13 protein-coding genes are annotated in these 14,214 nt (G+C 64.6%); 9 read left to right on the forward strand and 4 right to left on the reverse strand.

What is annotated here, in order from left to right; translation table 11 throughout:
• The first annotated feature begins 55 nt into the window (after positions 1-55).
• The 7 genes from SMA01S_RS05285 to SMA01S_RS05315 all read left to right on the forward strand — a co-directional run bounded on the left by SMA01S_RS05285 (position 56) and on the right by SMA01S_RS05315 (position 9,100).
• On the forward strand, positions 56-2,575 hold the full coding sequence (locus SMA01S_RS05285; protein ID WP_084250101.1) for a TonB-dependent receptor: 2,520 nt from the start codon (positions 56-58) through the stop codon (positions 2,573-2,575).
• A gap of 71 nt (positions 2,576-2,646) precedes the next feature.
• The gene (locus SMA01S_RS05290) at positions 2,647-3,423 is read left to right on the forward strand and encodes a glutathione S-transferase family protein (RefSeq protein ID WP_066818865.1); all 777 of its coding nucleotides are present in this window, start codon (positions 2,647-2,649) and stop codon (positions 3,421-3,423) included.
• Entirely contained in the window at positions 3,420-4,169 is a 750-nt protein-coding gene (locus tag SMA01S_RS05295; RefSeq protein WP_066818868.1) for a glutathione S-transferase family protein, read from the forward strand. The genes SMA01S_RS05290 and SMA01S_RS05295 overlap by 4 nt, the downstream gene beginning before the upstream one ends.
• 88 nt (positions 4,170-4,257) lie before the next feature.
• The gene (locus SMA01S_RS05300; RefSeq protein ID WP_439654299.1) at positions 4,258-6,351 is read left to right on the forward strand and encodes a PQQ-dependent dehydrogenase, methanol/ethanol family; all 2,094 of its coding nucleotides are present in this window, start codon (positions 4,258-4,260) and stop codon (positions 6,349-6,351) included.
• A gap of 101 nt (positions 6,352-6,452) precedes the next feature.
• Positions 6,453-7,325 (forward strand): amidohydrolase family protein, encoded by an 873-nt coding sequence (locus SMA01S_RS05305; RefSeq protein ID WP_066818873.1) that lies wholly within the window; start codon positions 6,453-6,455, stop codon positions 7,323-7,325.
• 99 nt (positions 7,326-7,424) lie between these two features.
• Positions 7,425-8,189: a glutathione S-transferase family protein gene (locus SMA01S_RS05310; RefSeq protein ID WP_066818877.1), complete on the forward strand. Its 765-nt coding sequence runs from the start codon at positions 7,425-7,427 to the stop codon at positions 8,187-8,189.
• Positions 8,189-9,100: a bifunctional 5,10-methylenetetrahydrofolate dehydrogenase/5,10-methenyltetrahydrofolate cyclohydrolase gene (locus SMA01S_RS05315; protein ID WP_066818886.1), complete on the forward strand. Its 912-nt coding sequence runs from the start codon at positions 8,189-8,191 to the stop codon at positions 9,098-9,100. Before SMA01S_RS05310 ends, SMA01S_RS05315 begins: the two co-directional genes overlap by 1 nt.
• Here SMA01S_RS05315 and SMA01S_RS05320 read toward each other — a convergent pair.
• A complete protein-coding gene (locus SMA01S_RS05320) occupies positions 9,074-9,472 on the reverse strand; it encodes a glyoxalase/bleomycin resistance/extradiol dioxygenase family protein (RefSeq protein ID WP_066818891.1) in 399 nt (132 codons plus the stop codon). The genes SMA01S_RS05315 and SMA01S_RS05320 overlap by 27 nt on opposite strands.
• A gap of 233 nt (positions 9,473-9,705) precedes the next feature.
• Here SMA01S_RS05320 and ligM point away from each other — a divergent pair, with 233 nt between their 5' ends.
• Together ligM and SMA01S_RS05330 are read left to right on the forward strand one after the other, a co-directional pair.
• Complete coding sequence (gene ligM, locus SMA01S_RS05325) at positions 9,706-11,109, forward strand: vanillate/3-O-methylgallate O-demethylase (RefSeq protein ID WP_066819233.1); 1,404 nt, start codon at positions 9,706-9,708, stop codon at positions 11,107-11,109.
• Positions 11,110-11,143: 34 nt separating this feature from the next.
• Positions 11,144-11,827, forward strand: coding sequence for an alpha/beta hydrolase (locus SMA01S_RS05330; protein ID WP_066818892.1), 684 nt, complete (start codon positions 11,144-11,146; stop codon positions 11,825-11,827).
• 44 nt (positions 11,828-11,871) lie between these two features.
• Here the strand turns inward: SMA01S_RS05330 and SMA01S_RS05335 are convergent, their stop codons facing one another.
• The 3 genes from SMA01S_RS05335 to SMA01S_RS05345 are packed head-to-tail and all read right to left on the reverse strand — an operon-like array spanning position 11,872 to position 14,183.
• A complete protein-coding gene (locus tag SMA01S_RS05335; RefSeq protein ID WP_066818893.1) occupies positions 11,872-12,300 on the reverse strand; it encodes a nuclear transport factor 2 family protein in 429 nt (142 codons plus the stop codon).
• 45 nt (positions 12,301-12,345) lie between these two features.
• The gene (locus SMA01S_RS05340) at positions 12,346-13,236 is read right to left on the reverse strand and encodes an SDR family NAD(P)-dependent oxidoreductase (RefSeq protein ID WP_066818894.1); all 891 of its coding nucleotides are present in this window, start codon (positions 13,234-13,236) and stop codon (positions 12,346-12,348) included.
• A complete protein-coding gene (locus SMA01S_RS05345) occupies positions 13,233-14,183 on the reverse strand; it encodes an SDR family oxidoreductase (RefSeq protein WP_245649165.1) in 951 nt (316 codons plus the stop codon). The genes SMA01S_RS05340 and SMA01S_RS05345 overlap by 4 nt, the downstream gene beginning before the upstream one ends.
• Between the last annotated feature and the right edge of the window lie 31 nt (positions 14,184-14,214).

Raw genomic sequence — 14,214 nt, forward strand, 5'->3', positions numbered from 1 at the left:
GACACGCTTTCCGGGAGGGGGAGTGGGGCGACACCGTTTCAGGAGAGGACATACGATGCAGAACCCTATTCGTTCGCACGCCTCATTGGCATTGTTGACCGGCGTTTCCGCGGCAGCATTATTGTGCGCCGCACCAGCCCATGCCCAGGACGCGAACGCGTCGTCGCCGAGCACGGCGCCCGCACCGCAAACAGCGGCACCGCCCGCGCCCGAGGCGCAGGCCCAGAATGACGCCTCGGGCTCGCCCGACATCATCGTCACCGCGCAGTTCCGCAAGGAACGCCTGCAGGACACGCCGCTCGCGATCACCGCGGTGAATGCCGCCCAGCTCGAGGCGAAAAACCAGACCAACCTCGCCCAGATGGCCGATGCGGCGCCCAACGTGTCGCTCAAACCGCAAGGCGCCTCGTTCGGCCCCTCGATTTCCGCCTCGATCCGCGGCGTCGGCCAGAACGACTTCAACCCTGCCTATGAGCCGGGCGTCGGGATCTATATCGACGACGTCTATTATCCGCAGCTGACCGGCGCGGTATTCGACCTGCTCGACGTCGACCGGGTCGAGATCCTGCGCGGCCCGCAAGGCACGCTGTCCGGCCGCAATTCCGAAGGTGGGGCGATCAAGCTTTACTCGAAGATGCCGAATGGCGAGACCAGCGGCTATGTCGAGGCAACCTATGGCTCGCGCAACCGGATCGGCCTGCGCGCCGGGGCCGATTTCAAACTGACCGACACCTTGTTCGGACGCGTTTCCGGTGTGTTCAAGCAACAGGAAGGCTTTGTCGACCGGATCGACTATGGCTGCGCTTTCCCGACCAGCGGGGTACCGGCGACGCAAGCGGCCGGCCATTGCAAGATCGATAAGCTCGGCGGCGTCGGCTATCAGGCGGTGCGCGGTATCCTGCGCTGGGAACCGAGCAGCAAGCTCGATGTGACGGTGATCGGCGACTATACGCATGACGAGCATACGATCGCGGGCGAAGTGCTGCTGGCGGTCCAGACGGTCAACAACGGCAACGTCAACGCGGCGCCGGGCGTGCCGTATGATAGCCGCTTCATCTGCGGGCGCTTCTGCAACTACATCACGGTTGGGCAGCCGGCGGCCACCTGGGCCGGGCCAGTGGCGCCCGGCGTCCCCATGGCGGCGACGCAAGGTAACGACCGCAGCCTGTACGACGGCTGGGGCGTTTCGGGCCAGATCAACTACCGGTTGAGCGACGCCATCTCGCTCACCTCGATCACCGGCTATCGCAAGTTCGACACGCGCTTCGATTCGGACGACGACCTTTCGCCGGCGAATATCGGCTTTGGCCGCAACCGGTTGAAGAACTGGAGCTTGAGCGAGGAATTGCGGCTGAGCGCCAAGCTGGCCAAGGGCATCGATCTGACCGTCGGCGGTTACTACTTCAAGCAGAAGTCGGTCTACGATTCACAGCAGGATCTGCGCTACGTCGTGATCCCGCTGCAATTCCTCCAGCCCGACCCGACCGAGGCCGAGGCCAAGGCGTTCTTCGCGCATCTGTCTTGGGAAGCGTTCCGCGGCTTCACGCTCAGCGGCGGCGTCCGTTATACCGACGAGTCCAAGGACCAGACCTATTACCGCCTGAATTACAACGGCACGGTCAACGCCTTCCTCGATCCGGTCGGCGCGGTTTACGGCGTTGGCTATTCCGGGCCGGACACGCGGGACTATAACGGCAACGGCAACACGAGCGAAATCGTCACCGCGCTGTCGGGACTGACTGCCAAATATAGCGCCAAGCGCTGGGATTATCGGATCGCGGCCGATTACCGCTTCTCGCCCGAGCTGATGGTCTATGCGTCCTTCTCCACCGGCTTCAAGGGAGGCGGCAGCAATCCGCGGCCGTTCAACGCAGGCCAGGTGATCTCCTTCCAGCCGGAAGAGCTGCGCGCCTATGAAGTCGGCTTCAAGAGCGACCTGTTCGACCGCAAGGTCCGCTTCAACGTCGCCGGCTTCATCAACGACTACACCAATATCCAGATCCCGGTGCTTACCTGTCCGACCGCGCCCTGCGCCGCGCGGCTCAATGCCGGGGCAGGCAAGATCAAGGGGTTCGAGGCCGAGTTGTCGCTGTTCCCCGTCCAGGGTTTGGCGATCGACGCGTCGCTCAGCTATCTGTCGTTCAAATATGACGCGAGCAGCCTGAATCCGGCGGCGGCCTATCCGACCAACCCGGGCGGTGTCCTGTCCAGCGATCCGCCGACGGTGCCGCCATGGAAGTTCAGCGCGGGCGCCCAGTACAAGATCGAGATGGGCAGCGCAGGCAGCATCACGCCGCGCGTCGACATGACCTATCAGGACAAGCAATTCACCGGGCCGACCGTCATCGGCACGACGCGGATCCTGAACTTCATTCCCTCTTATACCCTGGTCAACGCACGGCTGACCTGGGCCAATGAGAAGGGAGACCTCAGCGTCTCGCTCGAGGCGCAGAACCTCTTCGACAAATATTATCTGCTGACGATCTTCGATCTGCGCGGCGCCGGCGCCGGCTTCCGCAAGGGTCGGCCGGGGTCGCCGCAGGAATTCGCGGTGACGATCAAGAAGAAGTTCTGAGGCAATCACGAGGCGAGCGCGGCGGGGGTGGTTCGACCGTCCCTGCCGCGTATCGCGAGGAACGAAGCGACATGGCGGAAACACCGAGCGTCACTCTCTATCATTGGGAACCCAACGCCAATTCGGGCAAGCCCATGCTAACCCTGTTCGAAAAGGGCGTGGCGTTCGACAGCCATTATCTCGACTTGCTGAACTTCGACCAGCACAAGCCCGATTATCTCGCGATCAATCCGCTCGGTACGATTCCTGCCATGACCCATGGCGACCTCGTACTGACCGAATCGACCGCGATCATGGAATATGTCGACGAAGCCTTCCCCGGTCCGCGGCTCATGCCCGACTCCCCCGTCGACACTTGGCGCGTGCGTTGGTGGATGAAGTTCATGGACCAATGGCTCGCGCCGAGCTTCTCGATGATCGGCTGGAGCGTGTTCGTCGGCCCTTCGGTGCGCAGCCGCGATCCGGCCGAGCTCGACGCGGCGATCGAGCGTATCCCCCTGCCCGAACGCCGGATCGCCTGGCGCAAGGCGATCAGCGGGGCGTTTTCGGCGGAAGAGATGACTGAATCGCAACGCCGCGTCGCGGTCGGCATCGGCCTGCTGGAACAAGCGCTCGGGCAGCGCGAATGGCTCGCCTCGGACAGCTACAGCCTTGCCGATATCAACGGCTTCAACCTGGCGTACGCGCTGCCTTTGTCGCAGCCGCATTTGTCCAATGACGAACTCACGCCCAATATCATGCGCTGGTTGCGGGCAATCTATGCGCGGCCGGCGACCAAATCGTGCTGGGCACTCGGCCGCACCGACATGGCCAGGCGCGTCACGATCCTGGAGGGGGAACCGGCATGACGATTACCCTTTATCACGGCGAACCCAACGGCCCGTCGCTGACCGTGCTGGCGGCGCTGTTCGAGAAAGGCGCGGACGCCACGCTCGAGCGCATCGATCTCGCCGCGGGCGAACGGCATGGCGCGCGTGTGCCGCACGCGATGGAAGTGGATCATTCGATCGAGGGCGAAGGTCCCGTCCTGGTGGTCGACGGCATCCCGATGGCGGACAGCGTGTTCCTCGCTTGCTATCTCGACGATGTGGGACCTGGGCCGGCGTTGTGTCCGAGCGAGCCCTATGACCGCTGGCGGATGATGACCTGGTGTCGCTACATCGTCGAGCGCGTCGCCCCCGCCGCAGCCTATCTGGGGGTCGCAGCCAATCCCCCCGCTCGCGTGCCGCAAGGCGTGGCGAGCGTCGATCTCGCCGAACGCTGGAGCGATGCCGTGGCGGGGAAGATCGATGATGCCAGGCGCGCCGACAGTCACGACAAGATCGTTCAGGCGGTCGAACGGATCGAGCGCGAATTGAGCGACGGCCGCGACTGGCTGATCGACGCATTCTCGATCGCCGACCTGGAAAGCTATGCCTGGCTCGCGGGGATGACCGAGCTCGTTCCCGAGGCCTTTGCCGACCGCCCGCGCACCGCCGCGTGGCTGGCGCGGGTCATGGCCCGGCCCGCCGTGGCGCGCGCGCTGGCAATGGCGACGAGCGCCGCGCCCGAACACATCTGGGCTCCCGGCCCCGAGATCAATCGCTGGGGTTGATCGCGCGTCGATCGTCATCTCTGGAGGAAGGCACCGAATGGCTTCGGCACTGCAGCGTACCAATCTAATAGCCCTGTTCGCCGCCAGCATGGCGTTGACCGCTGCCGGGTGCAGCCGCGACGCCGGCAGCGATGGCGCGGTGACCAAAGGCGGCGTCGATGCGGCGCGTATTACCGCGGCGGCTCCCGACCAATGGCTCTCGACCGGCCGCACCTATGATGAGCAACGGTTCAGCCCGCTCGACGCGATCAATACCGGCGACGTCGGCAAGCTGGGACTTGCCTGGTCCGCCGACCTCGACACCGCGCGCGGCCAGGAGGCGACGCCGCTGTTCGTCGATGGCACCCTGTACGTCTCGACCGCCTGGAGCATGGTCAAGGCCTATGACGGGCAAACCGGCAAGCTGCTCTGGTCTTATGACCCCGCGGTGCCGCGCGAGACGTTGGTCAAGACCTGTTGCGACGCGGTCAATCGTGGCGTGGCGGCATGGGGCGACAAGGTCTTCGTCGGCACGCTCGACGGCCGGCTGGTCGCGCTCGACCGCGCCACCGGCAAGCCGGTCTGGTCGGTGGTCACGGTCGACCAGAGCAAATCCTACACCATCACCGGCGCGCCGCGCGTGATCGACGGTCTGGTGATTATCGGCAATGGCGGCGCCGAGTTCGGCGCGCGGGGTTATGTCACCGCGTATGACGCGCAGACCGGCGCGCAACGCTGGCGGTTTTATACGGTCCCCGCCCAGCCCGGCACCGAGCAGCAACCCGATTACCTCAACAAGGCCGCCTCGACCTGGTTCGGCGAATGGTGGAAGCAAGGCGGCGGCGGCACTGTCTGGGACTCGATGGCTTACGATCCGGCGCTGGACCTGCTCTATATCGGCGTCGGCAACGGCTCGCCCTGGAACCAGGCCTATCGGTCGGAGGGCAAAGGCGACAATCTCTATCTGTCGTCGATCGTCGCGATCCGGCCCAAGACCGGCGAGTATGTCTGGCATTACCAGACCACGCCGGGCGACAGCTGGGACTTCACCGCGACACAGCACATCATCCTCGCCGACCTCACCATCAACGGTCAGAAGCGCAAGGTGCTGATGCAGGCGCCGAAGAACGGCTTCTTCTACGTGCTCGACCGCACCAACGGCCAGCTCATCTCCGCCAAGAATTTCGTGCCGGTCAATTGGGCAACCGGTATCGACATGAAGACCGGTCGCCCGATCGAAACGCCCGAGGCGCGCTATTACAAGACCGGCAAACCTTTCATCGGCTCGCCCGGTGCCGGTGGCGCGCACAGCTGGCAGCCGATGGCGTTCGATCCCAAGACCGGCCTGGTCTTCATCCCGGCCAATTTGGCCGCTTTCCCCTATTTCCCGGCCAAGGATTGGAAGGCCGCAAAGCTGGGCTTCAACGTCGGCGTCGACATGGGCGCTGCGGCGATGCCCGCCAATCCCCAGATCCGGGCGGCGGCGGCGCAGGCTACCACGGGCGCGCTGATCGCCTGGGATCCGGTCGCGCAGAAAGAACGCTGGCGCATATCCTATAAGGGGCCCTGGAATGGCGGCCTGCTCGCGTCGGGCGGCGGCCTGGTCTTCCAGGGCAATGCGACGGGCGAGTTCGCCGCTTACAGCGCCGCGGACGGTCGCAAATTATGGTCCTTCCCGACCCAGACCGGCGTGATCGCCGCGCCGATCACCTATTCCATCGGCGGCGAGCAATATGTCGCCGTGCTCGCCGGCTGGGGCGGCATCTGGGCGCTGGCTCCCGGCGTGCTGTCGGACAAGAGCGGGCCGAGCCGCAACATCAGCCGCCTGCTGGTGTTCAAACTCAACGGATCGGCGACCTTGCCGGCGGCACCGCCGCTCAACAAGACGCCGCTCGATCCTCCCGCTTCCACCGCGCCTGATGCCGTGATCGCCGCGGGCGGCGAGCGGTTCGGCCGCTATTGCGGCACCTGCCATGGTGACGCCGCGATCGCCGGCAGCCTCGTCCCCGACCTACGCCATAGCGGCGTGCTCAACGACGCGGCGACCTGGCGCCAGATCATCTATGACGGCGCGCTGAAGGACAACGGCATGGTCAGCTTCAAAGCGGTGATGACGCCCGAGGAGATCGAGACCATCCGCGCCTATGTCATCAAGCGAGCCAACCAGGACAAGGCGCTGGAAAAGGCGGCCGGAAAACAGTGAAAAGGCAACGCATACTGTATCCGTGGCATACATTATGCGTTATGCGCCGCCGCACGGAGTCGGTCGTTAGAGACAGGCCGTCGCGCGTCTGAGGAGAGTTCATGCCCATCGATCCCAGCAAGGTCGTCGCTATCGACGTCCACGTCCACGCCGAGGTGTCGTGTCACGACCCCGAGGATCCGGTGATGGCCAAATTCTTCGACGCGGCGTCGGCCTATTTCAAGGCCGACCGCAAGCGCCCGACCATCCCCGAGACGATCGACTATTACCGCGCGCAGAACATCGCCTTCTGCCTATTCACGGTCGATTGCGAGAGCGGCATCGGCGCCAAGCGGATCAGCAATTACGAAATCGCCGAACTGGCCGGGCAGCACGCCGACATCGTCATTCCCTTTGCCTCGATCGATCCGCGCAAGGGCAAATATGGCGCGCGCGAGGCGCGCGACCTGGTTGAGAATTACGGGGTCAAGGGCTTCAAGTTCCACGGCATCATGCAGGACTGCCACCCGGCCGACCGCGTCGCCTATCCGATCTATGAAGTGATCGCCGAATATGGCTTGCCGGCGATCTTCCACACCGGCCATTCGGGCATGGGCACTGGAATGCGCGGCGGCGGGGGCGTTCGCCTGAAATACGGCCAGCCGATGCTGGTCGACGACGTCGCGGTCGATTTCCCCGACATGAAGATCATCCTTGCGCATCCGAGCTGGCCCTGGACCGACGAGAGCCTGTCGATGGCGCTGCACAAGGACAATGTCTTCATCGACCTGAGCGGCTGGTCCCCCAAATATTTCCCCAAACAGGTGATCCAGTACGCCAACACCCAGCTCAAGCATAAGATGATGTTCGGCTCGGACTGGCCGCTTATCCGTCCGGAGAAGTGGATCGACGCGGCCAAGGAAGCAGGGTTCCGCGACGACGTGCTGCCGCTGATCATGAAGGACAATGCGGTGCGCGTGCTCGGCCTGGGATGATCGACGCCGTCGTCCGGATCGTTTCGCCCGACGCCACCAGCCCCGACCGCGCGACGATCGCCGGCACCCTCAACCCGCTCACCCCTTGAAGGCAGATCGATGGCGCTGAAACTCTATCATGCCGAACCGCTGGCCAATTCGTTGAAGTCGATGGCGCCGCTGTTCGAAAAGGGGCTCTCGTTCGAGAGCATCTACGTCAACCTGCACAAGTTCGAGCAGCACGAGCCCTGGTTCCTGGCGATCAATCCCGAGGGCCAGGTCCCCGTGCTCGACCATAACGGGACGATCGTGACGCATTCCACGGTCATCAATGAATATCTCGAGGATGCCTTTCCGGACGCGCCGCCGCTGCGGCCGAACACGCCCGCGGGCAATGCGCGGATGCGTTATTGGAACAAGTTCGTCGACGAGCATGTGATGAATCACGTCTCGATGCATGGCTGGCGTCGCCTGGTGGCCGTAATCACGCGCAAGCTCGCAACGGGAGACTTCGAGCAGTTGATGGCGCGCATCCCCCTGCCCGACCAGCGCCGCAAATGGATGGCGGCGCGCTCGGGTTTTTCCGACCAGCAGCTTGCCGATGCGACCGCGAAGATCGAATATGCGGTGGACAAGGTCGAACGGCAGCTCGCTGATACTCCCTGGCTCGCCGGTGAGAGTTTCACGCTTGCCGACATCAATTTCTATTCGCATTGCGGGATGATGGTCGAACGAATGTTCCCGGAGATGGAGATCGCCAAACGCGCGCCGCGGCTGGTCGAATGGCGCGATCGCGTGACGGCACGTCCCGCGATGCAACAGGCGCTGGCGATGCCGGATCATACCGAACCCGGTTTGCGCACCTGGTCGGGACACGCCCGCTAATGCTGGCGGAGATCATCGACGGACGCGCGCTCGCCCGCAAGGTAGTGGAGGAGGTCAGCGCAGGCATAGCCTCGCTCGATCGCGCGCCGGGGCTCGCCGTCATCCTGGCCGGCGACGATCCGGCCAGCCACGTCTATGTCAACGGCAAGGTGAAGCGCGCGAGGGAAATCGGCTTCAACGCCGAGGTCATCCTGCTCCCGGCCGACACGAGCGAGGATCGCGTGCTCGCCGAGATCGCCGCGCTGAACGCGCGCGACGAGATCGACGGCATCCTCGTCCAATTGCCGCTGCCCGATGGCATCAACACCTTGCGCGTGATGGCCGCGGTCGATCCGACAAAGGACGTCGATGGCCTCCATGCGCTCAATGCCGGCCGGCTGAGCCAGGGGTCGGGCGGTCTGATCCCGTGCACGCCGCTCGGCTGCATGAAGATCATCCGTTCGCTGGTGCCCGACCTCACCGGCAGCCACGCCGTCGTGATCGGCAGCTCGAACATCGTCGGCAAGCCGATGGCGGCGTTGCTGCTCGACGCGCGTGCCACCGTCACCCAGACCCACATCCATACGCGCGATACCCAGTTCATCTGCCGCGGCGCGGACATATTGGTCAGCGCGGTGGGCAAGCCGGGGCTGGTGCGCGGCGACTGGATCAAGCCCCGCGCGATCGTGCTCGACGTGGGAACGACCCGCGTCGCCAAGCCCGAGGGCGGCCACCGCATCGTCGGCGACGTCGCGTTCGAGGAGGCGCTGCACGTAGCAGGTGCGATAACGCCCGTGCCCGGCGGAGTCGGGCCGATGACGATCGCCTGCCTGATGGAAAACACCCTGACCGCCGCCCGCGCGCGCGCAGAAACGCGGCGATCGATCCAGCGATCGGCGGCGCGATCAGTCGCTGAAGAAGTTGAGCTCTAGCAGTACGCCGTCGGGATCGTGGACGAACAGCTGTCGCAGGCCGGCTGCAGGAACGGTATTTGCACGATGGTCGAGCGCCAACGCGGCGATCCGCGCGAGTGTCGCGTCATAACCGGCACAGCGAAGCGCGATGTGGTGCAGCGCACCGGTCGTCCCCGGGGCCATGTCGCGGTCGAAAACCCGCGGCGCGTCCTCGCCGTTGAGGTGCAACACGGCGCGTCCGCCCGCATCGTAGAGCCAGCGCGCCGTTTCATGGGTCAGCGGCGGCGGTGCCGGACGCGTCTCAAGATCCAATAGCCCGCAATAGAAGGCCTCGACGCGGTCGAGATCGCGGGTCACGATATTGAAGTGGTCGAGCGCTTCGACGGTCATCGTCCTCTCCCGAACGTGCCGGCCAGCATCCTCCCAAACCGGGTGCTTCACAAGTACGCAACACGCACCTCCCGTGCACGTTATCCCTGATCTGACGGCACGAGAAAATCGTTTGCCTTACATACAGAATTTCTTATGATCGCCATCGAGCTTTTGCTGCCCGCGAGAGGCGAGCAAGGCATTGCAACAGCGCGACGGCCGTGGCGGCCGAGCGGGAAAACGGGAGTGGATCGATGGCCGACAATCTGGAAACCGCGCTGCAGCGGGCGGGCAATATCGTCGAGATGCTGCGCAATTCGCAGCTCGGCGCCTATGTCTATCCGGTCGTCGCCCCCGAATTCCACAATTGGCGATCGGAACAATGGGCCTGGCAGCATTCGGCGGTGCTGTTCGACCAGTCGCACCATATGGTGAACCTGTATCTGCGCGGCAGGGACGCGCTGAAGCTGCTCACCGACACGATGATCAACTCGCCCAAGGGTTGGGAAGTCGGCAAGGCCAAGCAATATGTGCCGACCACACCTTACGGCCATGTCATCGGCGACGGCATCATCTTCTGGCTGGCGCCGGAGGAATTCTGCTACGTCGGTCGCGCGCCGGCATCGAACTGGCTACGCTATCACGCCGCGACCGGCGACTATGAGGTCGATGTCGAGCTCGACGACCGCTCGCCGATGCGGCCGATGGGAAAGCCGGTCACCCGCTCGGTCTGGCGGTTCCAGATCCAGGGGCCGAGTGCCTGGGCGATCATCGAAAAGCTCAATGGCGGCCCGCTCGAAAAGCTCAAATTCTTCAACATGAGCACCATGACCATCGCCGGCCGCGAGGTGCGCACGCTCCGCCACGGCATGTCCGGCGCACCGGGCCTGGAAATCTGGGGTCCCTATGCCGAGCAGGAAGAGATCAGGGCCGCGATCCTCGACGCGGGCAAGGAATTCGGCATCGTGCCGTGCGGCAGCCGCGCCTATCCGTCGAACACGCTCGAGTCAGGCTGGATTCCCTCCCCGCTGCCCGCCATCTATACCGGCGACAAGCTCAGGGATTATCGCGAGTGGCTGGGTGCCGACAGCTATGAGGCGACTGGTTCGATCGGCGGCAGCTTCGTGTCCGACAAGATCGAGGATTATTATCTCAATCCGTGGGAGCTGGGCTACGGCCCCTTCGTCAAGTTCGACCATGATTTCCACGGCCGCGAGGCACTGGAAGGCCTCGATCCCGCCGCGCAACGCCAGAAAGTGACGCTTGCCTGGCATCCCGAGGACATGGCCAAGATCATGGCATCGCTGTTCGACCCCGATGGCGAGCAGTACAAGTTCTTCGACGTGCCGCTCGCCAATTACGCCTCGTCCAATTACGATCGCGTGGTCGATGCCGACGGTCGGACGATCGGTCTGTCGATGTTCACCGGCTATAGCTACAACGAGAAGCAGGCGCTGAGCCTCGCCACGATCGATCCGTCGGTGCCGGTCGGCAGCGAAGTCCGCGTCGTATGGGGCGAGGAGAATGGCGGCACGCGCAAGACCACCGTCGAGCCGCACAAGCAGATCGAGGTCCGCGCCATCGTCAGCCCAATTCCCTATTCGCGCGTGGCGCGCGAAACCTATCACGAGGGCTGGCGCACCACGCAGTCAGCGTGATCCCCGTCGTCGACAGTTCTCATAGGGACCCGCGATGACGGACTATGTGTTGGTACATGGCGCCTGGGCCGGCGGCTGGACGCTCGCCGGGCTGGCCGACGACCTGAAAGCGCGCGGGCATCGCGTGCTGGTCGCGGCGCTGACCGGGCTCGGCGACCGCGTAGCGGAGCTTTCGCCGGCGATCACCCTGTCGCGCCACGTCGCCGACGTGATCGATCAGGTCGAGGCTGCCGGGTTCGATCGCTTCGTGCTGGTCGGGCACAGTTATGGCGGCATGGTGATCACCGGGGTGGCGACCCATCTGGGCGGTCGGATCGACGCCATCGCCTATATCGACGCTTTCCTGCCGGGTGACGGCCAGTCGCTATGGGACATGACCGGCGAACAGGACCACCAATTCCATATTGACGGGCAACGCGATATGCCGGGCCTCGTCGCGCCCTTGCCGTTCCTGCCGCCAGAGCCTCGCCTGGGACGGCACCCGCTGCTGACATGGCTCGAGCCGGTGCGCTTCACCGGGGAGGAAGCAAAGATCGCGCGGCGCGCTTATGTCTTCGCGGCCAACTGGTCGCCGACGCCGTTCACCCGCTTCTACGACATGGTGAAAGACGATCCGGCCTGGGAAGTGCACCGTGCCGAAGCGAGCCACGACGTGATGACCGACCAGCCGGAGCAATTATGCGAATTGCTGCTCGAACTGGGCCAGCATTCGTCCTGATCGGCAGCGAACCAGGCCGTTGCTTGCACGACCGCGGCCGATCGTCAGAAGGCGAGCGAGCCGCGACGTTCGGCAAAGCGCCACCCCTCTTCCGTCAGGACGAATATGTCCTGAAACCCGCCCACCAGCGGCGGCGCGTCTGCCGCGGTGAACAGCAGCATCGCGCTACTGCCGCGCGCACGCTGCGCGTTCTCGACCGTGACGACGATGTTGGTGCAGATATGGCATGTCACGCGCGGCGGCCGCGCCTGGAACGCCGCGAGGATCGCGTCGCGCCCAACGATCGGCGCGTCGGGTGCGGTCGGCCGGGTCATGAGCCCGTCCCGCGCATAGAGCGCGGCGACCTCTTCCCAACGCGCGGCGTCGTTGAGCTGGGCATAGAGGTTGATCAGTCGCGCGCAGTCCCACTCGATCGCACGCCGGTCCGCGGCGGACATCCCGTCGACACTATCCGCTTCAATGCCTTGGGTCATTACCGCTCATACCTTCCATCGGGTCGGGTCCTCCGCCGACCGGCTTCACGCGTCGGCGCGCCGGCGCTCGCCGCCCGGCACACCATGCGCGACGCGCTTTTCATAGTCGGGATCGTCCTCGGGCCGCGCCAGCGCCATCATCACCCGCATATGGATATCCTCCAGCGTACCGCGGAATTCGGGATATGGCAGGATGTAGAGTTGATCCTGTTCGACACCATCGAGGACGTAGCGCGCCAGCGTCTCCGGCTCCATCCCGACCTCGATCACTTTCTTCAGATGCGCGAACATCGCCGGATCCGCGCCGTAATAGCCGGTGTTCCGCAAATGCTCGGGCCGCGTCAACACCGCTTCATGGATGTTGGTGTTGACCGCGCCGGGGCACAGCATCGAGACGCCGATGCCGTGCTCGGCAAGGTCGAGCGCGAGGCATTCGGACAGGCCGCGGATCGCCATCTTGGTGGTGCAGTAAATTCCCGTGCCCTTGAGCGCGACGAACGCCGACATCGACGCCGTGTTGACGATATGGCCGCCATTGCCGCGCGCGATCATGCGCGGCACGAAGGTCTGGATGCCGTTGATCACGCCGTTGAGATTGACCGACAATTGCCAGTCCCAATCCTCGTACGTCGCCTTTTCCAGCGGCCCGAAGATCGACACGCCGGCGGTATTGAACAGCAATTCGACCGGTCCGAGCCTGGCCTCCACCGCATCGGCCGCGGCCGCATAAGCGGCGCGGTCAGTGATATCGAGCTTGACCGGCATCACCTGGAAATCGGTCTGGTCGAACCAGGCCATCGCCTCGTCGAGATGATCCTGGCGGATATCGGCGATGGCGACCTTGCACCCGGCCTGCGCGAATATCTTGGCCTGGCCGAGCGCGACTCCCGATCCGCCGCCGGTGATGAAGGCTGTGCGCCCCGCGACCCTGGTCATCGTGCCATGTCCTCTTTCTTGCTGTGACGGGCGAGTTCTTCATCGAAAACGGGATTGCCGAGCAGGAAGCCGATCGCCGCCGCGCGTTCGTGGTTGATCGGCTCGTCGGGAAAGGACGCGAGGATCGCGTCGAACCGCTTGCGCATGCCGGCGGCGAATTCGGGATGCGTGAGAATATAGAGGTCGTTGTTGCGGATGCCCGCGAGGACGCGCTCGCCGACCTCGTCGGCCTCCATCCACAACGGCGACACCGGCCGCTTTTCCAGCTCCGCTTCACGGGTCTGATACCCGCTGTCGCTCTTGAACCGGTCGGGACGCAATTCGCCCGACAAGGCAATGTTGCTCTGGACCGGTCCGGGCAGGAAGGCCGAAACCCCGATATTCTCCGACGCCAGCTCGCCGCGGATCGCTTCCGAAAGCCCCAGCACGGCTGCCTTGGCAGCGGTATAGGTCGCCGAAAAGGGTATCGGGATCAGCGCCGATTGCGACGAGGTGGTGACGATCTGCCCGCCTTCGCCATGCGCGCGGATTCGCGGCAGGATAGTGACGAGACCGTTGACGACACCGCCAAAATTGACTCCCATCGCCCAGTCCCAATCGTCGTAGCGGGCATCGACGATCGGCCCCATGATGCCGATCCCGGCATTGCCGATCAGCATATGGATCTTGCCGAACCGAGCCTCTGCCGCATCGGCCGCTCGCGCGAAACCGGCGCGGTCGGTGACGTCCAGCACGACGGTTTCGACCCGCGCGTCATCACCGAGCGACGCCCGTGCCTCCGCCAGCGACTCCGCGCGAATATCGGCGATCACCACATTGGCGCCCGCCCGAACCAGGGCGCGCGCGATGCCGAGCCCGATGCCGTTGGCACCCCCGGTGATAAACGCCGTACGACCGGCCACATCGGCCATGGGGGCAGGCCGCGGCGCGGCCATTGCTTCCGACATCTCACTCTCCTTTTATCGTGCCCGCCGTCGG

The sequence above is a fragment of the Sphingomonas mali NBRC 15500 genome, from assembly GCF_001598415.1.
In the GTDB taxonomy this organism is placed as follows: Bacteria; Pseudomonadota; Alphaproteobacteria; order Sphingomonadales; family Sphingomonadaceae; genus Sphingomonas; species Sphingomonas mali.